The organism is Paractinoplanes lichenicola, from assembly GCF_016785085.1.
GTDB lineage: Bacteria > Actinomycetota > Actinomycetes > Mycobacteriales > Micromonosporaceae > Actinoplanes > Actinoplanes lichenicola.
This window is the reverse complement of record NZ_JAENHO010000007.1, coordinates 508660-529813: the sequence shown is the minus strand read 5'-3', so window position 1 is coordinate 529813 and position 21154 is coordinate 508660. Positions and strand designations below refer to the sequence as shown.

Sequence of the window (21154 nt, the reverse complement as noted above, 5' to 3'; positions counted from 1 at the left end):
TCTGAGGGGCGAATTCGTGGCCCCCAGAATCGGCCGCCCAGCAAGGCAGTTGAGATATCAGCCGGTGTAGTCGGCCGGTGTCGTGAAGACCCCCACCACCGTGGCCTCCTGGACGTCGAAGCTCAGGGTCAGGAATTTGCCCGGGGACACTTCGACGCTCGACGGGTTGGCCTGGTCGGGATGCCCGGAGTCGTAGAGCTGCACGTCCGGATAGCCGTCCCACGTCTTGGCGGGGTCGCGCACCAGCCGGCCCACGGTGTCGCGGTGGGCCGAGAAGCGCTTCGAGAGATCCCCGTACGTGACCAGGACCTCGCCGCTGCTCAGCGGGAGCGCGTGGTGGGAGGAGGCGGGCATGTCGGTCGGCTGGGCCTCGCTCCACGTGTGGCCGCCGTCGGTGGAGCGGCACATCCAGGCCTGGTCGGCCGTGGTGCGGATCAGGGCGACCACCGTGCCGTCATCGAGCACGGTCAGCGTGGGCTCCTGGTAGTGCATGTCGGGACCCGAGGCCAGCAGCACCTCGGACGACGCGGGCCACGTGCGCCCGCCGTCCGTGCTGCGGACCACCGTCGCCTGCTGCCACTGCTCGCCCGGAAGCCGGCCGTACAGCGGGAGCAGCACGTCGCCGTTCGGCAGCTCGGCCGCGCCGCCATGGGAGGCGGCCCAGGTCGGCACGGCGGGGGTCAGCCGGCCGCCCTCGTCGATCATGGCGGTGCCGACCGGGATCGGGTCGCTCCACGTGCGGCCGCCGTCGGTGCTGCGATGCACATATGTGCCGTGGGTGGTGTGCAGCGGCGTGGTGCTCCAGTCGATCACGAAGTAGCTCAGCAGCACGGTTCCGTCGGCGAGGCGGCCCAGCTTCGGGTCGCGGTCGTCGAACTCGCCGTCGACCGCCACCCACGGCGACGACCACGTCTCGCCGCCGTCGTCGCTCTCGACCAGGACGATCCGCCCGTCCGAGCGGACGTGGCCCGCACCCTCCCGATAGGTCGCCAGCAGGCGCCCGTCGAGCAACTGCACGATGTCGGGAAAATGGGCCAGCTGCCCGGCTTCGGCTCGTGCGACGGTGAACGGCGTCGGCACGGTGTACCCCCTCAGGTGTCGGCTCGGAGTCCATCTAACCGCGCCGCCAGCCGGGCGGCCGACCCCGGGTCGAACCCCGGCCCGCTCACCGGAAGCGGCTCGCCGCGCCGGAACGCGCTGAGGCCGTGGGGCACCGGACCGTCGATCAGCGTGACCAGGCGTTCCGCGGCCGCCGCCGGAGTCTCGCCCCACCACGCGGCGGCCCGGCCGACGACCGTACGCCAGGGTTGGCCGAGATAGAGGTGCATGCCGCTGTCGACCAGCAGCGGGTTGTAGAGGACATAACGCAAGCCACGGCCGGCGAAGTGCACCCCTTGCAGATCGAGGGCCCGCGCACCCTGCATCGTGGCCCGCATCAGCGAGTAGCGGCGGGTGAGCTGCAGGTCGTCCCAGTGGATCCGGCCCAGCGGGATGCCGCCGACGCCGCACAGGCTGACCACGAGCGGGGGAAGCAGCCGGTCGACCAGCAGATAACGGCTCAGGACGGTGATCGCGAAACTCTGCTCCAGCCCCTCGGCGGTCACCACCCGGCGCTGGGAGAACCGCCCGGCCGCCAGCACGAGCGCGTCGATCCGCTCGGGCAGCCGCTCGGCCAGCTCGACCGTCTGCCGGGCCGACGACAGATCGGCGTCGGCGCTGCCCAGCGCCACCACCCGATCGCCCCGAGCCCGCAGCCGTGCCGCCAGCGCCCCGCCGATTCCCCGCGTCCCACCCGTGATCACCACTGTCCGCATGCCCCATGCTGGACGGACCACCACGGCCGCCGAAAGAAGGCACATAGATGTCACCGCTGTTGCCGCTGCCCGTGACCGCCGCCGACCGCGAGACCTGCGCGGCCACCGACGTGCTGCGTCGGGTGGGCGAGAAATGGAGCGTGCTGATCCTGGCCCTGCTGTCCGAGCGCCCGTACGGCTTCAACGAGCTCGACCGCACGGTGGTGCCGGTCAGCCGCCGCATCCTGACCCGCACCCTGCGAACGCTGGAGGCCGACGGCCTGATCAAGCGCGGGGAGAAGTACGAGCTGACCGGCCTCGGCCGCTCGCTGTTGCCCCTGGTCGTGGCGCTCGGGGAGTGGGCCGTGGCGCACGCCGACGAGATCGCGGACGCCCGCATGGCGGCTCGCGGCTAACCTGGCCCGAATGCTGCCCCTGCCACCCGAGGCCACAGCCCTCCTCGACGACCTCGAAGCGCCCCCGCGCCTGACAGCCCACCTGCTCCTGGTCCACGACGTGGCGGCCTCGATCCTGGACTGGTTGAGCAGCGAATACCCTGGCCTGCCCGTAGACAAGAGCGCCGTCCTCTTCGGCGCGGCCACCCACGACATCGGCAAGACAGTGCACGTGGAAGAGCTGTCGGCCCCCGGCACCCGGCACGAGCCCGCCGGCCACGAGCTGCTGCTGTCCCGCGGCGTACCGGAAAGGCTGGCCAGGTTCGCCGGCACTCACGGCTCCTGGCCCGCCGAGGGTGTCGAGCTGGAGGATCTGCTGGTCAGCCTGGCCGACAAGGTCTGGAAGGCCAAGCGCGTCGACGACCTGGAGCGGCTGATCGTCGGCCGGCTGGCCGCGTTCTCCGGGCGCGAGCCGTGGGAGGTCTTCCTGGCCCTGGACGACCGTTTGACGGCGCTGGGCGACAAAGCCGACGAACGCCTGGCTTTCCAGAACAACCACCCGATCCGGAGGTAATGTCGGGCGTATCGACACTGTCACGCTTTGGCGTCCCACCAGTCAGGCCGAACTCGACCTCGTGGCCGGGGCGGGCTGGCGTGCCTGGCCGTCCGACCTCGGCGAGCGCCCGCTGGTCGGCCGGGACGAGGCCACCAAGATCGTCCGTGAGTCGCTCGTGCCCGCCGAGGGTGTCGGCTACGTGACCCGCGTCGAGGTCGACCGCACCGACGGCCACCTGGCGAGCGCGATCAACGAGGAGGCCGACTTCCGCGGCCCGATCGGCGACGACGAGTTCGCCGAGGCCGAGGCCGCGCTGGGTCACCCGCTGCCCGCGGCCTGGCGCGAATACCTGCAGAGCGACTCGTGGCTGCACAGCGGCTGGCTGGAGAAGAGCGGCACCTACATCTCGCTGCATTCGCCGCGCGAGATGGTCGAGCTGCACGACGCCTGGCGGGACACGGTCGCGGCCCACCCGGGCATCGCGATCATCGGCGGCGACGGCTCCCGCGAGCAGCTGGTGCTCGACCTGCGCCAGGATCCGGCCCCGGTGCTGCTGGCCGACCTGGCCAGCGAGGGCTGGGAGACCACGTTCCCGCAGGCCGCCGACGTCGGCGAGCTGATCACCCGGGTCGAGGCGGGCACGTTCACCATCAACTTCGGCACCGACAGCCTTTAGCGGCGGTTGCTGAGGAGGCGCTTGGTGAAGAACACGCGGTCTTCAGAGGCGCTTGCTGAAGAACACGCGGTCGAAGCCCTCCTCCGTGGACCGGTGGGTCTCGACGTAGCCGCGCCGCGGGTAGTAGGCGATGTTCTCGACCATGGCGACGTTGGTGCACAGCCGCACCTCCGGCCGCCCCAGTTCGCGGGCGCGGGATTCGGCCAGCGCCAGCAGGAGGACGCCGACGCCCCGGCCCTGCGCGGCGGGGGAGACGGCGATCGTCTCGACCTCCACGTGCCCGGCCTCGGTCTCGAGGTGGATCATGCCGACGATCTCGCCCGCGTCGACGGCCACCCAGCAGCGCCCGGCGGCCACGATCGCGTCGTAGTCGGCGTTCATCGGCCGCGGCTTCATCCCGATCCGCGCGATGTAGACGGTGAAGGCGCGATCGACCAGATCCCGTACGAGGGAAGCGTCTTGCGCCCCCGAGGCGAGCCGCAGCTCCACGCTCACGCCCTCCGCTTGAGGCCGGCGACGAGCACGATCAGCCCGGCCACCAGCGCGCTCAGACCCACAACCATTCCCGCGTACGGGGAAAGAAGCCACCACCCTATGCCGGCGACCGCCAGGGCCGCGCCCGTCGTGATGAGCCCGATCGAGGCCCGGCGCGGCGCCTCGACGCCCTTGGTGGAGGCCGGCGAGGCGGAAAAAGGCGGCGAAGCGGAAGTCGGTTCCAGAAAAGTGAGGCTGGTCTTGCCGACGCCGATCACGTCGCCGGGCCGCAGCGGCTCGCGCCCGGTGACCCGGCGGCCGTTGAGCGTCGTGCCGTTCGTGCTGCCGAGATCGTCGACCAGGAACCGGCCGCCGGACGGGGTGATCTCGGCGTGGCGGCGGCTCGCGTACGAGTCCGTGAGCCGCAGATCGGAGTTGACCGCCGTCCCGATGACCGTGGCGCGCTGGCGGGGCAGGGCGAACGTGGCCGGCTCGCCGGTGGCCGGGACGACCCGCAGACACGCCGCCGGCGCCGAAACGGGGGCCGGCGCCGGCGACCGTGGAGCAACAGGGGATGGCTGGCTCCACGCTGGGGTGCCCGGGGCGGACGGCGCGTGGGCGCTCCCAGCGGACGTGGTCGGATCCGGGGCCGCCACGGCGATGGGCACTCTCGCGAAGTGCAGGCGGCGCAGATCGGCCGGGGGCAGCCCCAGATGGGGCGCCTCGGGCAGCGGATCCTCCCAGTAGAGCGGCCGGACGAACGACGGCCGCCCCAGGCGCAACGCGCATTCCCATTCGGCGCGGCAGTAATCCGAGATCATGGAATTGCTCGACCAGAAAAGCTGGAAGACGTCCGCCTCCTCGATCAGCTCGAGCAGGCGCGGGCTCCATTCCTCGCCGGAGCGCAGCGTCACCACGTCTTGCAGGTATTGGTCGCCGAGGGCGCGGGCGGCCGCCGCGAACTCCTCGACCACCGCCCGGTCGCGGCTCGAGTAGGACGGGAAGATCTTGCGGTACCGGCGGATCGGCTCGGGGGTGCGCTCGACCGGCACGTCGCCGAGGGTGATCGGCAGCGCGAGCGAGACCTCGCCGATGACGATCGGGCCGCACCAGACCCGCACGAAGCCGCGCACCACCTCGGGCGCGGTCGGCGCCACCCGCAGGCGGAAGGCCAGCTCGTGCACCGGTTCGTGCCAGTCCAGGACGTGCTCGGGCGGGTTGCACTCCACCCCGGGCAGCTCGGGGACGATCCGGATCCGGGCGCCGCGGGCCAGCGGCCGACGGGCGTCCACCGTACGGGGGGAAGGGTTTTCGCCGCCGAAGAAGCGCTCGGCCCGGGCCCGCACCTCGCGAATCGGGTCGAGCGGGCCGGTCACCGGGTCGACGACCGGGCCCGACTTGTGCGCGAAGACCAGCATCGACTCCCACCGGTTGGGCGGCAGCCGCAGCGGGCGGTAGACGGTGAACTGCACGTCGTCGTCGATCAGCGGGGCCTGCTTGCGGGCCAGCAGCGTGCAGCCCTCGGCCACCACCAGGTCGGGATCCTTGACGGTGATCGGCTCGCGGCCGGTGAGCTCGGTCAGCAGCCGGCCGATCAGCGGGATGCGGCTCGACCCGCCGATCAGGAAGACCGCGGCCACGCTCGCCGGGCCGAGAACGTCGCGGGTGACCCGCAGGGCCCGGTCGAGCACCGGGCGGGCCAGCGTCTCGAACTCCTCGCGGGTGACGGTGAGGACGGTGTCGGCCAGCGGCACGGTCAGGGTCGTCTCGTCCTGCTCGGACAGCCGCTGCTTGAGGGCGCGCACCTCCTCCCAGAGCAGCAGGCGGGCGGCCCGGTCGACGGGGGTCAGCGGATCCTTCAGGCGCTGCCAGACGGCCCTGTTCCCGGCGGCGATGCGGGCGCCGATGAACTCGACCAGGTCGGTGTCGAGCCGGATGCCGCCGGAGTCGCCCACCGTCTCGAACGCCACCGTCTCGAACCCGCCGGGCGTGCGGCGCAGCAGGCCCGCGTCGCAGCTGCTGGCGCCGGCGTCGAAGACCAGCAGCAGGCCGCCGGGCGGCACCGCCTTGTCGTCGAGCCCGGTTAGGTAGGCCGCGGCCGCAGTGGCCTCGCCGACCACCTCGACCCCGCTCAGCCCGGCCCGGGTGACGGCCTCGGCCAGCGCGGCGCGCCGCGAGTTCTCCCACTCGGGCGGGCAGGCGACGGTGGTCTCGACGAACTCGGTGCCCGCGGCCCGATGCACCTCGTGGGCGATCCGGGCCAGGTGCTGCGGCAGCATCGAGCCCGCCTGCAGCGGGTCGCGGTGACCGGGATAGACCGGGTCGGCCGACGACGGCATGCGGGGGGAGCCGCCGGCCAGGATCGGCCGCGGCCGCATCCCGGGGGCACGCAGCATCGCCACCGTGGCGGCGGATCCGATGCCGATCCCGACCCGCCAGCCCCGCGCCGACACCGTCATGCCTGGCATAGTGCCACGTGATCACCTCGTTGCGGAGCGCCACAAAATCTCGCCGTCCGCGCATAGCGGGTCCGGGCCCGGGTACCCGGTATCCGATATGTGAGGGAGGCCCGAAATGTTCCGTACAACCGTGGCCACCGCCGCGCTGGTCGGGGCGCTACTGCCCGCCCCGGCCGCGGCCCTGGCCAGTGTCGCCGACCGGGACGCCACGTTCCTGCGTGTCGCCCATCAGACCAATCTGGCCGAGATCGCCGGCGGCCGGCTCGCCGGGCAGAAGTCGCCCAGCCCCGGCATCCGCGCCCTGGCGGCCACGCTCGTGCGCGACCACATGGCGATGGACGCCGAGGTCATCCGGGTCGCGGCCCTCGTGCGGGTGCGCCTGCCCGACGAGCCGAGCAAGAAGCAGCAGGCGATCGGGGCCCGGTACGAGGTGACGCCGCCCAGCCTGTTCGACCCGCTCTACGTCTCGACCCAGATGGCCGGGCACGCCAAGGCCCTCAAGGGCGCCCGCCAGGAGGCCGTGAGCGGCGCCGACGCCCGGGTCCGCGAGGTCGCCGCGGCCGCCGTCCCGGTCATCGCGTCGCACCACCGGGCCTTCGACGACGTGGGCTACGGCCACCGCTAACGGGTCAGCTGGAACTGGTCGACGATCTCGCGCAGCTCGTGCGACATCGTCTCGAGGCGCTCGGCCGTCTCCTGCGCCTCGGCCACCCCGGCCGACGTCACCTGGGCCGCCGTGGCCACGCCGGAGACGTTCTGGGCGATCTCGCCCGAGCCGGTGGCCGCCTCGACGATGTTGCGGCTCATCTCGGCCGTCGTCGCGGTCTGCTCCTCGACCGCGGCGGCGATCGTCGTCGAGTGCTCGTTGACCGAGCCGATGATGCCGCTGATCCGGTCGATCGCGCTGATCGCGGCCGTTGTGTCGGCCTGGATGGCCTGTACCCGGCCCGCGATCTCCTCGGTGGCCTTGGCCGTCTCCTGGGCCAGGTCCTTGACCTCGCTGGCCACGACCGCGAAGCCCTTGCCGGACTCGCCCGCCCGGGCCGCCTCGATCGTCGCGTTCAGCGCGAGCAGGTTGGTCTGCTCGGCGATCGCGGTGATCAGCTTGACGACCTCGCCGATCTCGGCGCTGGACCGGCCGAGCTGGCCGATCGTCTCGCCGGCCTCGCGGGCGCTGTCCACGCCGCTGGCCGCGACGGCCGCCGCCTGGCTGGCGCTGCCCGAGATCTCGCGGATGGCCGCGTTCATCTGCTCGGTGCCCGCGGCCACGGTCTGCACGCTGCGCGAGACCTCCTCGGCCGACGACGCCACCCGGTCGGACTGGCCGGACGCGTCGGACGCGGCCTCGGCGATCCGGGTCGAGGTGGTGCTGAGCTCGGTGGAGGCGCCCGAGAGCGTACGGCTGTGGTCGCTGATCCGGCTGAACGCGTGCAGCAGCACCTCGAGCGTGCTGTTGAGCGCCCGCCCCATGACCCCGAGCTCGTCGCGCCCGCCGTCGGGGGCCCGTACGGTCAGGTTCTTGTCCGCGACCTGACGCAGGGTCTCGACCGTGGCCCCGAGCGGGCCGGTGATGCTTCGCGTGACCAGATAGGCCAGCAGGGCGGCCAGGGCCAGGGCGATCAGCCCGGCCACGAGCATGAAGTCGCGGGCGGTGGCGGCGGCCGACCGCGCGTCGGACCGGGCGGCGGCGGCCTGCTCGACGGCGAGCTTCGTGAGCGTGTCGATGGCCGTGATGATGGCGCGCATCTGCTCGGTCGACTCGCCCGCGGCCAGCTCGCCGGCCTGCTTCACGGCGCTCGGCGTGCCCGCCCGGAACAACCGGATGACCTCGTCGTCGACCGACATGTACTGCTTGAAAGCGTTCTCGGCGACGGCCAGGGCGGCATCCTGATCGGCGGAGAGGTCGGCGTCGCGGAGGGCGGTCAGGCTCTGCTGGAAGGTCTCGCTCGCCGCGACGAAGTTCTTGCGCTGCCCGACGGCGTCCGAGGCCGCGTCGGGCACGCCGCGCAGGATGTCGAAGGCGTAGCCGTTCTGCCAGCCGTTGAGGTCGGCGGTGCGGTATTCGGCCGTGATGGCCTGGCCGCGCATGTCGCTCGCGACCGCGAGGCGTTCGGTGGCCGCCGAGGCGCTGCTCTGCCCCCACAGCCCGATCCCGAGCGCGATCACCATGCACAGGCACACGCCGACGAACGCGCCCGCCAGCCGCACCCCGATGCCCAAGCTGCTCAAGAACCGCACGCTCCGAAGCTAAGGCGTCGTCCCCCTCATCCGGATGAAAACCCGCGAAACGCCCAGTGTTTCCCCTGTGTTAACGCGGAGCGTGGTGATCCTCTCACGGGCCGGGAGCACTCAGAGTGACCGTCCGTCGGTAGCCTTCTGCGGGTCCGGAACGCCCTCACGCAAGGAGACCGCTTTGCCGTTCAAGGCTGAATACATCTGGGTCGACGGCACGCAGCCGACCGCCAAGCTGCGCTCGAAGACCAAGATCGTCGAGGACGGCGCGGAGCTGCCGATCTGGGGCTTCGACGGCTCCAGCACCAACCAGGCGCCCGGCGACAAGTCCGACTGCGTGCTCAAGCCGGTCTTCACCTGCCCCGACCCGATCCGCGGGGGCAAGAACGTGCTGGTCATGTGTGAGGTGCTGCTGATCGACGGCACCCCGCACCCGACGAACACCCGCGCCGCGTGCGCCGAGGTCGCGGAGAAGTTCGCCGGCCAGGAGCCGATCTTCGGCATCGAGCAGGAATACACGTTCTTCAAGGACGGCCGCCCGCTCGGCTTCCCGATCGGCGGCGGCTACCCGGCCCCGCAGGGCGGCTACTACTGCGGCGTCGGCGCGGACGAGGTCTTCGGCCGCGCGATCGTCGAGGCCCACATGGACCTGTGCCTGGAGGCCGGCCTGCACCTGTCCGGCATCAACGCCGAGGTCATGCCCGGCCAGTGGGAGTTCCAGGTCGGCCCGGTGGCCGCCCCGCAGGTCGCCGACGAGCTGTGGATCGCCCGGTGGCTGCTCTACCGCGTCGCCGAGGACTACAACGTCTCCGCGACCCTCGACCCCAAGCCGGTCAAGGGCGACTGGAACGGCGCCGGCGCGCACACCAACTTCTCGACCAAGGCCATGCGCGAGGACTACAAGGCGATCATCGCGGCCTGCGAGTCGATGGGCGCCCCGGGCAAGCTCGAGGAGCACGTCGCCGGGTACGGCGCCGGCATCGACGAGCGGCTGACCGGCATGCACGAGACCGCGCCGTGGAGCAAGTACAGCTACGGCGTCTCCGACCGCGGCGCCTCGGTGCGCATCCCGTGGCAGGTGGAGAAGGACGGCAAGGGTTACATCGAGGACCGCCGGCCCAACGCCAACTGCGACCCGTACGTCGTGACCCGCCTGATCGTCAACACGGTGTGCTCGGCCCTGGCCGAGTAAGTCCCCGTGTTCCATGTGTTGCCCGGCGACCCGGGCTCGCCGGTGATCCTCCACGTGCCGCACGCGTCACGGGAGCTCACCGAGCGGGCCCGGGCCGGCCTGCTGCCCGACGACGCCGAGCTGACCGACGAGCTCGACAACCTGACCGACGCGCACACCGACCTGATCGCGCTGCGGGCCGCCGACACCGCCCCCGTACGGCCGTGGATCTTCGCCAACGGGCTGTCGCGCCTGGTCGTGGATCCGGAACGGTTCCCCGACGAGCGCGAGGAGATGCGCGCCGTGGGGATGGGGGCCGTCTACACGCACGGCTACGCGGGCCGGCGCTTGCGCCCCGACGGCGAGCATCGTGACCTGCTCGACGAGCACTTCCACCCGTACGGGGAAGGAATTGAGGCTCTGGTGACCGAGCGGCTGGCCGCCACGGGACGCGCCCTGATCGTCGACGTGCACTCCTACCCGACGGTGGCGCTGCCCTACGAGCTGCACGGCGACGGCCCGCGCCCGCCGGTCTGCCTGGGCACCGACGACTTCCACACCCCGGCGTCGCTGGTGATTGCGGCCCGCAAGGCGTTCGGCGGCTACGAGACGGCCGTCGACACCCCGTTCGCCGGCGCCTACGTGCCGCTGACCTATTACGGCAAGGACCAGCGGGTCTCGGCGCTGATGGTCGAGATCCGCCGCGACACCTACATGACCGAGCCCGGCGGCGACCCGCACGAGGGCCTCGGCGACCTGGCCGACGTCCTCGCCACGCTGATCTCTAGCTGACGCAGGCCCGCAGGCCCTTGAGCACGCCCTCGCGATAGGCGGCGATCCGGTCGAAAGCGGTCGGGCCGCCGCCCTCGGTGGCCCGGCCGAAGGCCAGCAGCGCCGTCACGGCCTCGTCGAGGTCGCCGGGGGAGAGCGTGAGCGAGGCGCCCCGCTCCCGCCGCAGGATGTCGTTCGTCCACGAGCCGGCCAGGCAGTCCACGGTCAGCTGGCCCTGCTCCGACCGGGTGGACTCGCCGCGGCGGTCCTGCGCGGCCCGGGCGAACAGGTCACCCATCAGCATGCCGATCGCGTAGTCGCCGATCCGCTGGTGCAGGGCCGGGCCGAGCTCGCTGCTGTCGAACGCCACGAAGTCGCCGTCGCGGCAGTAGAACGCCCGGCCCTCGGCCGACGCGTCGGGCTGCGGGCAGCCGGGCGGGTTGCCGGCCCGGAACGGCTGCACCGCCAGGTCGGCCCACTGCGCCCCGGCCAGGCTCGGGTACGCCCGCTGCCAGTACTCCTGGGCGTCGTCGGCGAGGGCCGAGACCGCCTGGTCGTAGGGCAGGTTGCCACCCGTCGCGGCGTCCTCGCGGCTGGTGAACGGCACCTCGGTGACGGGCAGGTTGCGCGCGTTGTAGCCGGCGCAGGTGGTCACGCCCTCCTCGACGCCGTCCTGGAGCGCGCGGACGCGGTCGAACGCGTTGCCGTGCGCGCCCTCGGCCTGGGCCGGGGTGCCGGGCTGGTCGCGCAGCGTCAGCACGCCCGCCACGGCGTCGTCGAGCTGCGCGGGCGTCACGTCCTTGAACGCCGTCGACTTGCCCGCCAGCACCTCGGCCAGCCAGGCCCCGGCGTAGCAGTCGGCCTGCTGCTCGAGCACGACCGTGGGCTGCTCGGTGTCGCCGAGCCGGGTCTGGATGGCGTGCCCGTACTCGTGGGCCATCACCACGCCGACCAGCAGCGGGCCGTAGTCGTCCTCGAGCTGGGGGATGAGCTGCTGCGCGTCCCACGCGATGAAGTCGTCGGGCGGGCAGTAGAAGGCGTTCGGCTCGTACGAGGCCTGCTGGCCCCCGCACGCCGGCGGCGGGTCGGCCTGCGAGTAGGGGAAGTAGCCGCCCTGCACCTTGGTGAACTTGTCGCCGCCGGCGACGCTGCCGAACTGCGCCGTCCAGAACCGCTCCACATCGGTCAGGGCCGCGGTGACCGTGTCGTTGCCGGAGCCCCGGCGCGCCGGACGTTCCTCCTCGAGCGGGACGATGCTGCACCCGGTCAGCCCCACCACCGCGACCAGCGCGGACACGAAAAGGCGCTTCGCCGCCATCGGCATCTCCTCATCAGGCCTACCTCGCCGACGGTAGTTCCCCAAGTCGAGAGAACATGAACCGCGCGCCGGGTACTACGGTGTGCGCATGCTGCCAGACGCGCTCCTGGGGGTGCCGGCGCACCGCGCTGGGCTGCTCGTTCGTGACCCGGCGCTGACCGTCGGCGTGGTTCAGATCATCGCGCGTCCGTCCGGCCTGGAGGTCGAGCTGATCGCCCGGCGCGGCGTCCCCGGCCCGCGGGCGGCCAGACACTTCCTTCCCCCGTACGACGAAGGGGTCGACCTGCGGGTGGGCCGGCTCGACGACACCGGCCGCGCCCGCTGGGAGTACGGCGCGGTCTCCTCCGACGGCGCGATGTGGCGCACCCGGACCCGGTTCCCCGCCTGCTACGACGAGTTCCGGCTGGTGCTGGCCTGGCCCGAGATCGGCTTCCCGGAGTTCACGACCGTGCTGCCGCTGCCCGCCCGCGACGAGGTCGAGCAGGGGTGCGCGTCGGTCTGGGAGGCGCCGGTCTTCATGGCCCCGGTTCCCGTGGGGGTACGCCACCTGCCGGCCACCGATTTCCTCGACGAGCCGCCGCTGGAGACCGGCCGGATCTGTGCCCGGCCCCGGGTGCTGGCCCGCGACCAGGACGGCGTGGTGGTGCTCAGCCGTCTCACCGATGTGGACGGCGTCCTGTCGATGGTGGTGCAGAGCCACGCCCGGATCCGGTTGCCGGTCGACACCCACGGGCCGTGGGGCGCCACGATCGCCGTGCTGCGCGACCGCGAGGCGGTGCACCTCGACCCGTATCAGGGTGAGGCGGGCGACTTCTTCGCCTCCTCGGAGTTCGCCCTGCTCCGCCCGCCCGGCGAGGTGCTCGACCTGGTCGTGACGTGGCCCGCCGTCGGGCTGAGCGGCGTGCGGGCGACGATCCCGCTCGACTAGTGCGGTGTCCACGAACGTTGACCGGGTTGGGTCCGGTGGTGTTGTGGATCCTCGTTCACGGGTGTGAGCGAGCGACTCCCCACCGGTAAGGGTGGGGCGGGCCTCCGCCGGCCAAGGGACCCTAATGCTGCCGGCCGAGGCGGTCGGCGGCGTGGGTCACGCCGTGCCGGGCCGGCACCGGGCAGGTGCCGTCCGGCTCGACGGTGCGTGACCACCCCGGAACACGGGTTTGCGGGGGTGGTGGTGGCGCCGCCCTGGGTGCGGGTGGCGATGGTGAACGCCGCGGCGAGATCGCGATGCCCGGCGAACCGACAGTGCGGGCAGGTCATGGTCCTGCCGCGGGGTTTGCTGATCTTCTGGTGGCAGGCGGGGCAGGTCGACGACGTGCCGCGTTCGTCGACCAGATGGACGCGGATCCCGGCCAGGGCAGCTTTGTCCTGCAGGATGTGCAGGGTGCGGCCGAGCTGCCATTGCCGTAGCCGCAGGTTGTGCCGCCGCCCGGCGGGTTTGTCCAGGACCCCGCGGGGGTCACCGACGGTCAGGGTGCCGATCCGCTGCTCGACGGCCCAGCTGATCAGGGTGGTGGTGGCTTCGTGCAGGGCTTGGCGGGTGCGGCGGTGGTGCCGGGCTTCGACCAGCCGGGCCCGGCGCCGCATCTTGCGCCACCGCCGTGACCCGCGTTGGCCTGGGCTGGGGGCGCGACGGGCGGTCGCGCGGCGGCGTGCTTTGGTGTCGGCCAGGTGCAGGCGGTGTTCGGCCCGGATGGCTCGTCCGGAGATGAGCAGGCCGGTGCCGTCGGCCGGGTTGGCGGCCGCGTAAGGATGGATGATTCCCAGGTCTACTCCGGCCACCCGGCCGGGGTCGGGTCCGGTGCCGGGTGGATAGGTGGCGACCGGGAGTTCGGCGGTGACATCCAGCCATAACCGGCCGGCGTCGAACAGCAGGGTGACCGACCGTACGGTGCCGGGCGGGTAGGGCACGGTGCGGTCCAGGCGGACCAGCACCGGCGGGCAGCCCCGCGCGGCGGGGAGGCGTACCTGCCGCCGGCACACCGTGAACGTGCCGTGATACCAGCGGATCGGCATCAGGGCCCGCCGGCGTCGCGGGTAGCGGACCTCGTGGTGGCCGGCTCTGCGGCGGGCGGCCGCAGAAAACCAGGCGTCGGAATATCGGCGCAGCACCGACCGCGCCCCGGCGCTGTCAAGTTCGCCGAACGTGCCCGGCCCCGACGCCGACAGCAGCCCGCACAACTCCGGGAAACCGGCGACCGGTTTGTCACCACGCCTGCGGTGCCAGGCGTTGATCTCCAGCACGCACGCCCACACGTCACCGCCCGCCCGCAGCAACCCGAAACAACGTTGCCGTTGAGCCCGCGTCAGTCGCAGGCCGATCCGAGCGGTGCGGTGCACGACCGGGCCGGTGGCAACGTTACGACGTCCAGGCATACGACCATCATGTCACACGACCACTGAACACGCGACCACCCATGAACCTGGCGAACGTCGGTGGTCACCGCACCAATGTGTCGCGCCGGAAAATTCGCCTCATAACTCGAACACCGGCGTGAGCGTTCCCAGCCGGTGCTACCGATGATGCCGGGCATGCCCGAACGGCGAACCCGTGACTACCACCGTAATGGCATCACCAGCCTGTCCGCCGCATTCGACATCGCTGACGTTCACCCAACCAGTTCGTCCTGGATCAACCAGGTCGAACGCTGGTTCGGATTCTCACCGGCCAAGACACTCACCGGCCAAGACCGCCGACGAAATCCTCGAATCACTCGCCCGATTTTGTAGCCAATTTGTCGCAAAACATCAACCGGTGACCTTGCCGTCGGCCACTTCGAGGTGCCGGGTGGTGGTGACCGCCTCCAGCATCCGCCGGTCGTGGGTGACGAGGAGAAGCGTTCCCGCGTACGAGGTCAGGGCCGATTCGAGCTGCTCGATGGCGGCCAGGTCGAGGTGGTTGGTCGGCTCGTCGAGCACGAGCAGGTTGACGCCGCGGGCCTGCAACAGCGCCAGGGCGGCCCGGGTGCGCTCGCCCGGCGACAGGCTCGCGGCCGGCCGGGGCACGTGCGCGGCGCGCAGGCCGAACTTCGCCAGCAGCGTGCGCACGTCGGCGTCGCTCATCTCCGGCACCGCCTCGCCGAAGGCCGTCATCAGCGACTTGTCGCCCAGGAAGAGCCCGCGCGCCTGATCGATCTCGCCGACCACGACGCCCGACCCTAGATGAGCTGACCCCTCGTCGAGCTTGAGCCTCTGGAGCAGCGCCGCCAGCAGGGTCGACTTGCCGGAGCCGTTGGCGCCCGTGATCGCGACCCGGTCGGCCCAGTCGATCTGCAGCGTGACCGGGCCGAGCCGGAAGTCGCCGCGGCGCACGACCGCGTCGCGCAGGGTCGCCACGACCGAGCCCGAGCGGGGTGCGGCGGCGATCTCCATCCGCAGCTCCCACTCCTTGCGCGGCTCCTCGACGACCTCCAGCCGCTCGATCATCTTTTCGGTCTGCCGGGCCTTGGCCGCCTGCTTCTCGCTCGACTCGGCCCGGTACGCCTTGCCGATCTTGTCGTTGTCGGGGGACTTGCGCCGCGCGTTCTTGACGCCCTTCTCCATCCAGGCCCGCTGCATCCGGGCCCGTTCGAGCAGGTCGTCCTTCTTGTCCGCGTACTCCTCGTAGTCCTCCCGGGCCTGCCGCCGGGCCCGGTCACGCTCCTCGAGGTAGGACGCGTAGCCGCCGCCGAACAGGTTGACCTGCTGCTGCGCCAGATCCAGTTCGAGGACCTTGGTGACCGTACGGGTGAGGAACTCGCGGTCGTGGCTGACCAGCAGGGTGCCCTTCTTGATGCGCTCGACGAATGCCTCGAGGCGGCGCAGGCCGTCCAGGTCGAGGTCGTTGGTCGGCTCGTCGAGCAGGAAGATGTCGTAGCGGCTCAAGAGCAGCGACGCCATGCCCGCGCGGGCCGCCTGGCCGCCCGAGAGCGCGGTCATCGGATGGTCGAGCCCGACGGCCAGTCCCAGCTCGGCGGCCACCTGCTCGGCCCGCTCGTCAAGGTCGGCCCCGCCCAGGTCGAGCCAGCGTTCCAGGGCCGCCGAGTATTCGTCGTCGGCGCCCTTGAGCCCCTCGGTCAGCCGCTCGGTCGCGACGTCGAGCGCGGCCTGGGCCGGACCCACCCCCGTGCGGCGGGCCAGGAAGTCGCGCACCGTCTCGCCCTCACGGCGCTCCCGCTCCTGCGGCAGATAGCCGACGTTCGCCGTGGGCGGGCTGAGCGAGACCGTGCCGCTCTCGACCGGCACGAGCCCGGCCAGCGTGCGCAGCAGGGTCGTCTTGCCGGCCCCGTTGACCCCGACCAGGCCGATCACGTCGCCCGGCGCGACCACCAGGTCGAGCCCCGAGAACAGGACGCGGTCGCCGTGCCCGGCGGCGAGATCACGGGCAATCAGGGTGGCACTCATCGTCTGGTGAGTTTAGGAGTCGAGCCGGACCGCGTTCCCGCTGACCCGCACCTTCGGGTCGCCCGCCCACATGGCGACGGTCAGGCGGCTGGGCCGGCCCAGGTCGTCGCCCTGCCGCAGCTCGAGGGTGACGGCCTCGGGCACCAGATCGAGCGCGCGCAGATAGCCGCCCAGCGCGGCCGCCGCGGCCCCGGTCGCCGGATCCTCGACCACCCCGCCGACCGGGAACGGGTTGCGGACGTCGAAGGTCGTCTCGCCCGTCCGGAAGACGAGCTGGATCGTGGTCCAGTCCTGCGCCAGCATCAGCCCCTGGAGCGCCTCGAAGTCGTAGTCGAGTTCGGCCAGCCGCTGCCGGGTCCGCGCGGCCAGTACGGGGTGATGCGCCCCCGCGTACGCCACCTGCGGCTCGAAGGCCGGGTCGAGGTCGTCCGCGCCCCAGCGCAGGCCGTGAGCAGCGCCTGGAGCGCCGGCGTGGGCAGCTCCCGAATCGTCGGCGGCACGCTGGTCAGGGTTGCCCGCCCGTTGTCGTCGACGGTGACAGGCACCTCACCGGCGTTGGTCGTGAACGAATACTGACCCGGCCCGAGCGCAACCGCCGTGGCGACCGTGGCGTGCCCGCAGAACGGCACCTCGGCCAGCGGGCTGAAGTAACGCACCCGATAGTTGCCGTCACCCTGGTCGGCGGTGACGAACGCGGTCTCCGAGTAGCCGACGTCGGCCGCGATCTTCTGCATGGCCGCGTCGTCCAGGTCGAACGCGTCCCGCACCACCCCGGCCGGGTTGCCGCCCGCGGGGTCGCCGGTGAAGGCCGCGTATCGCTCGATGGTCGCCATGCCGGCCAGCCTGCCCTGCGCCCGGCCCCGGACGCCACCCCGTTTCGCCTGGCGGCGGCCGGTGGCACCCAGTTGTCACAACCGCGGAGTAGCGTTCTTCCGGTGACAGACGCACCAACCGCGATCACACCCCCATCCGACCTTCCGCGCACCCTCGGCGAGCTGCGGGCCTCCGGGCACGAGTTCAAGACCGTGAAGCAGGAACTGCGCGACAATCTGCTGGCCCGCCTGCGTGACGGCGGTCCGCGCTTCCCCGGCATCGTGGGCTACGACGACACCGTCCTGCCCGAGGTCGAGCGGGCCCTGCTGGCCGGGCACGACATGGTGCTGCTCGGCGAGCGCGGCCAGGGCAAGACCCGGCTCATCCGCGGGCTGATCGACCTGCTCGACGAGTGGACGCCGGTCATCTCGGGCTCCGAGCTGCACGAACACCCCTATCAGCCGCTGACCCCGGCGTCCCGCCGGCTGGTGGCCGAGACAGGTGACCTGCTGCCCGTCGGGTGGCTGCACCGCTCCGAGCGGTACGGCGAGAAGCTCGCCACCCCCGACACCAGCGTCGGCGACCTGATCGGCGACGTCGACCCGATCAAGGTGGCCGAGGGGCGTGCCCTGGGCGACCCCGACACGATTCACTTCGGCCTGGTGCCGCGGACCAATCGGGGCATCTTCGCCGTCAACGAGCTGCCCGACCTGGCCGAGCGCATCCAGGTCTCGCTGCTCAACGTGCTCGAGGAGCGCGACATCCAGGTCCGCGGCTATCAGCTCCGGTTGCCGCTCGACCTGCTGCTGGTGGCGTCGGCCAACCCGGAGGACTACACCAACCGCGGCCGCATCATCACGCCGCTCAAGGACAGGTTCGGCGCCGAGATCCGCACGCACTACCCGGTCGACCTGGCCCTCGAGACCGAGCTCATCCGGCAGGAGGCCGATCTGGTCGCGGCCGTGCCCGAGCATCTGCTCGACGTGCTGGCCCGCTACACGCGCGCGGTCCGCGAGTCGCCGTCGGTCGACGCCCGCTCGGGCATCTCGGCCCGGTTCGCCATCGCCGCCGCCGAGACGGTCGCGGCCAGCGCCCTGCGGCGCAGCGGCCTGCGGCAGGAGCGGGAGGCCGTGGCCCGCATCGGTGACACCGTCTCGGTCACCTCGACGCTGCGCGGCAAGGTCGAGTTCGAGAGCGGCGAGGAGGGCCGCGAGACCGAGGTGCTGAGCCACCTGCTGCGGGTCGCCACCGCCGAGACGTTCCGCGACCGGCTGGGCGGGCTCGACCTGTCCGGCTTCACCGAGCTGGTCGCCGAGGGCGCCATCATCGAGACCGGCGACCTGGTCAGCGCGGACGAGCTGCTCGGCCAGATCGGCACCGTGCCGGGCCTGGCCAAGGTGCTCGACCGGCTCGGCCTCGGCGACGCGCCCAGCCCCGGGCAGGCCGCCTCCGGCATCGAGTTCGTGCTGGAGGGGCTGCATCTGACCAGACGGCTGGCCAAGGAACTGACCGACGACGGCCGCACCCTCTACGGGAGCTGACATGGCCGGCAACAGGTTCAGGTACGGCGCGTGGCGGGACGGGCCCGACCCGCTCGCCCCGCCGTACGACGTGCGCGCCGCCGTCGACGAGGTCGGCGAGCGCGTGCTGGAGGGTGACAACCTGCGCGACGTGCTCCGCGACCTGATCCGCCGGGGTCCCCGGGCCGGTCGCGGGCTCGACGAGCTGCGCGACCGGGCCCGCCGCATGCGTCGGGACGCGCTGCGCCGGGGCAACCTCGACGGCGCCGTCACCCGGGCCCAGCAGCTGCTCGACCAGGCCGTGGCCACCGAGCGCGACGAGCTGCGGAGCCGCGACGACGACGAGTCCCGTTTCGCCGAGGCGGTGCTCGACAACCTGCCCCGCTCCACGTCGCGGGCCGTCGAGGAGCTCTCCGACTACAACTGGGCGTCCGACGAGGCCCGGCAGCTCTATCAGCAGATCCTCGACGGGCTGCGCCGCGAGGTGGTCGAGCAGCGGTTCGCGGGCATGAAACAGGCCCTCGAACAGGGCGACTTCGACGGCGTCAACGAGATGGTGTCCGACCTCAACGACCTGCTCGAGAAGCACGCCCGCGGCGAGGACACCGACGACGCGTTCCAGCAGTTCATGGCCAAGCACGGCCAGTTCTTCCCGGAAAATCCGCAGAACGTCGAGGAGCTGATCGACTCCCTGGCCCGGCGGGCCGCGGCGGCCGAGCGGCTCATGCGCTCGCTCAGCCCGCAGCAGCAGGAGGAGCTGTCCCGGCTGATGGATCAGGCCCTCGGCGACGGCCCGCTCCGGGGCCAGCTGGGCCGGATGACCGACAACCTGCGCGCGCTGCGCCCCAACCTCAACTGGGGCCGGGGCGAGCGCATGAAGGGCCCGAACGACCTCGGCTACGGCGAGGCGGCCTCGGCCCTGGGCGAGATCGGCGACCTCGACGAGCTGCTCGACCAGCTCGGCCAGGAACACCCGGGGGCCACCCTCGACGACGTCGACGTCGAGATGGTCGAACGGCAGCTGGGCCGGGGCGCGGCCGACGACGTCCGCCGGCTGCGCGAGCTCGAACGCGAGCTGACCCGTCAGGGCTGGGTGACCCGCGACGCCGAGGGCCTCACGCTCTCGCCCAAGGCGCTGCGCCGGCTCGGGCGTACGGCGCTGGCTCAGGTCTTCGACGACCTGTCCGGCCGCAAGCAGGGCCAGCACGACCTGCGCGACGCCGGGGCTGCGGGCGACCTGATCGGCTCGTCGCGGCGCTGGGAGTTCGGCGACGAGCAGCCGCTCGACGTCGTCCGCACGATCGGCAACGCCGTGCGGCGGCGGGCCGGGGCCGGCGGGGTGGGCGTCCTGCCCGTCCGGCTCGAACCCGACGACTTCGAGGTCGCCGAGACCGAACGGCGGGCCTCCGCGGCCGTCGCGCTGCTGGTGGACCTGTCATATTCGATGTTCGCCGACGGCCGCTGGGGCCCGATGAAGCAGACCGCGCTCGCGCTGTCCCACCTCGTCGAGACCCAGTTCCCGCAGGACTCGCTGCAGATCATCGGCTTCGGCCCGTACGCGTCGACCCTCTCGCAGGGCCAGCTCGCCGCGATCGAGCCGTCGATGGAGAAGGGCACCAACCTGCAACACGCCCTCAATTTGGCCGGCCGGCATCTACGTCGGCATCCGGGCGCCGAGCCGGTAGTCCTGGTCGTCACCGACGGCGAGCCGACAGCGCACCTGGAGGACGGCGAGGCGATGTTCTGGTGGCCCCCGACCCCCGAAACGATCCGCGCCACCATCCACGAGGTTGATCATTTGACCCGATTCGGGGCGACGCTCAACTTCTTCATGCTCGGCGAGGATCCGGGGTTGCAACGGTTCGTAGGCAAGGTGGCCGAACGCAACGGCGGCCGCGTCTTCAGCCCGGACATCGGGGAGTTGGGCAGCTACGTCGTGGACGACTACGTGAGGGCGCGTCGGGGGAGGCGCTGATCAACAGTCAGAGGATCAAGGTCAAGATCTAGAAGCAGATGTCCTAGCGGGGTGGTGGGTGACAGACCGTCGCTCCCGCGGGGACCCGGGCGGGCTGAGCAGGGCGCTGGCGCGCCCAGAACGCTCAGCCCACCCGGGCGACGTGAGTAAATGGTTGCGCCCAAAAGCCCCGAGCGTGGACGGTCGCATCGCGGCGAGCTGCGTGGTCTGTCCATAGCAGGATGGGTTGCGCTTCGGAGGCCTGAGCGCGGGCCGTTGCGTCGCGGCGGGCTGTCCGGCTTGGTCATCGCGTAGGTGGTCTGGGCCTGCCCCGTTTTCGCGGCACGCCCGGAAACGGATCGCGACCGGATCACGCTGATCATGATGCCGGAGAACTCGGGCACGTACGCGGCCCGGGACTGAACTCGTCCATCGCCAGACCTGGCCCACCCGCACCACCGCCCGGCAGGCCATATTCGAGTACATCGAAGGCTGGTGCAACACCCGACGACGACACTCCGGCCCCGGCTACCTCAGCCCGGCCGCCTACGAAACCGCAGCTTGAACAACCCAGCACATCGACCACGTCCGCGGAAACGGGTCAAGCCCAGGGCGTGGGTGTGGGCGGCCGGCTTGTTCATA

17 protein-coding genes and 2 pseudogenes are annotated in these 21154 nt (G+C 71.9%); 10 read left to right on the top strand and 9 right to left on the bottom strand.

All coding sequences use genetic code 11. The features are described from left to right. Positions 1–57 precede the first annotated feature (57 nt). Positions 58–1080, bottom strand: a complete 1023-nt coding sequence (locus tag JKJ07_RS26855; RefSeq protein WP_202994535.1) for a sialidase family protein — start codon at positions 1078–1080, stop codon at positions 58–60. 11 nt (positions 1081–1091) lie between these two features. Further along, on the bottom strand, positions 1092–1814 hold the full coding sequence (locus JKJ07_RS26850) for a Rossmann-fold NAD(P)-binding domain-containing protein (RefSeq protein ID WP_202994534.1): 723 nt from the start codon (positions 1812–1814) through the stop codon (positions 1092–1094). A 47-nt stretch (positions 1815–1861) separates the two neighbouring features. On the opposite strand from JKJ07_RS26850, the gene JKJ07_RS26845 reads away from it, so the two are divergent. From JKJ07_RS26845 to JKJ07_RS26835, 3 genes are all read left to right on the top strand, one after another. Then, complete coding sequence (locus JKJ07_RS26845) at positions 1862–2209, top strand: winged helix-turn-helix transcriptional regulator (RefSeq protein ID WP_202994533.1); 348 nt, start codon at positions 1862–1864, stop codon at positions 2207–2209. Positions 2210–2219: 10 nt separating this feature from the next. Then, positions 2220–2762, top strand: coding sequence for an HD domain-containing protein (locus JKJ07_RS26840; protein ID WP_202994532.1), 543 nt, complete (start codon positions 2220–2222; stop codon positions 2760–2762). Positions 2763–2823: 61 nt separating this feature from the next. Next, positions 2824–3420, top strand: coding sequence for an SMI1/KNR4 family protein (locus JKJ07_RS26835; protein WP_202994531.1), 597 nt, complete (start codon positions 2824–2826; stop codon positions 3418–3420). A gap of 42 nt (positions 3421–3462) precedes the next feature. On the opposite strand, the gene JKJ07_RS26830 is transcribed toward JKJ07_RS26835, so the two are convergent. After that, entirely contained in the window at positions 3463–3915 is a 453-nt protein-coding gene (locus JKJ07_RS26830; RefSeq protein ID WP_202994530.1) for a GNAT family N-acetyltransferase, read from the bottom strand. Further along, positions 3912–6353, bottom strand: coding sequence for an Hsp70 family protein (locus tag JKJ07_RS26825; RefSeq protein WP_202994529.1), 2442 nt, complete (start codon positions 6351–6353; stop codon positions 3912–3914). Before JKJ07_RS26825 ends, JKJ07_RS26830 begins: the two co-directional genes overlap by 4 nt. Positions 6354–6468: 115 nt before the next feature. Here JKJ07_RS26825 and JKJ07_RS26820 point away from each other — a divergent pair, with 115 nt between their 5' ends. Beyond that, positions 6469–6978, top strand: a complete 510-nt coding sequence (locus JKJ07_RS26820; protein ID WP_202994528.1) for a DUF4142 domain-containing protein — start codon at positions 6469–6471, stop codon at positions 6976–6978. Here the strand turns inward: JKJ07_RS26820 and JKJ07_RS26815 are convergent. Next, entirely contained in the window at positions 6975–8591 is a 1617-nt protein-coding gene (locus tag JKJ07_RS26815; RefSeq protein ID WP_202994527.1) for a methyl-accepting chemotaxis protein, read from the bottom strand. The two genes, JKJ07_RS26820 and JKJ07_RS26815, sit on opposite strands and share 4 nt — an antisense overlap. A gap of 175 nt (positions 8592–8766) precedes the next feature. Here JKJ07_RS26815 and glnII point away from each other — a divergent pair, with 175 nt between their 5' ends. Together glnII and JKJ07_RS26805 are read left to right on the top strand one after the other, a co-directional pair. After that, positions 8767–9777 (top strand): glutamine synthetase, encoded by a 1011-nt coding sequence (gene glnII / locus JKJ07_RS26810; RefSeq protein ID WP_202994526.1) that lies wholly within the window; start codon positions 8767–8769, stop codon positions 9775–9777. A 6-nt stretch (positions 9778–9783) separates the two neighbouring features. Then, complete coding sequence (locus tag JKJ07_RS26805) at positions 9784–10548, top strand: N-formylglutamate amidohydrolase (protein WP_202994525.1); 765 nt, start codon at positions 9784–9786, stop codon at positions 10546–10548. Here JKJ07_RS26805 and JKJ07_RS26800 read toward each other — a convergent pair. Further along, positions 10541–11845 carry a neutral zinc metallopeptidase gene (locus JKJ07_RS26800; RefSeq protein WP_236029880.1) on the bottom strand — a complete coding sequence of 435 codons (1305 nt, stop codon included), beginning with the start codon at positions 11843–11845 and terminating at the stop codon, positions 10541–10543. The genes JKJ07_RS26805 and JKJ07_RS26800 overlap by 8 nt on opposite strands. An 88-nt stretch (positions 11846–11933) precedes the next feature. Between JKJ07_RS26800 and JKJ07_RS26795 the strand changes: the two genes are divergently transcribed. Next, positions 11934–12773: a hypothetical protein gene (locus JKJ07_RS26795; RefSeq protein ID WP_202994523.1), complete on the top strand. Its 840-nt coding sequence runs from the start codon at positions 11934–11936 to the stop codon at positions 12771–12773. Here JKJ07_RS26795 and JKJ07_RS26790 read toward each other — a convergent pair. From JKJ07_RS26790 to JKJ07_RS26780, 3 genes and pseudogenes are all read right to left on the bottom strand, one after another. Continuing rightward, positions 12770–14218 (bottom strand): RNA-guided endonuclease InsQ/TnpB family protein, encoded by a 1449-nt coding sequence (locus JKJ07_RS26790; protein WP_202994522.1) that lies wholly within the window; start codon positions 14216–14218, stop codon positions 12770–12772. The genes JKJ07_RS26795 and JKJ07_RS26790 overlap by 4 nt on opposite strands. Positions 14219–14590: 372 nt before the next feature. Next, positions 14591–16225: a ribosomal protection-like ABC-F family protein gene (abc-f, locus tag JKJ07_RS26785; protein WP_202994521.1), complete on the bottom strand. Its 1635-nt coding sequence runs from the start codon at positions 16223–16225 to the stop codon at positions 14591–14593. A 12-nt stretch (positions 16226–16237) separates the two neighbouring features. Further along, a pseudogene (locus JKJ07_RS26780) lies at positions 16238–17058 on the bottom strand (PhzF family phenazine biosynthesis protein). Between the two features lie 102 nt (positions 17059–17160). Here JKJ07_RS26780 and JKJ07_RS26775 point away from each other — a divergent pair. The 3 genes and pseudogenes from JKJ07_RS26775 to JKJ07_RS52270 all read left to right on the top strand — a co-directional run. Further along, complete coding sequence (locus tag JKJ07_RS26775) at positions 17161–18579, top strand: sigma 54-interacting transcriptional regulator (protein ID WP_202994520.1); 1419 nt, start codon at positions 17161–17163, stop codon at positions 18577–18579. A gap of 1 nt (position 18580) precedes the next feature. Then, a complete protein-coding gene (locus JKJ07_RS26770) occupies positions 18581–20533 on the top strand; it encodes a vWA domain-containing protein (protein WP_202994519.1) in 1953 nt (650 codons plus the stop codon). 409 nt (positions 20534–20942) lie between these two features. After that, positions 20943–21077 (top strand): annotated as a pseudogene (locus tag JKJ07_RS52270) (IS3 family transposase); the annotation flags it as partial. Positions 21078–21154: the final 77 nt, after the last annotated feature.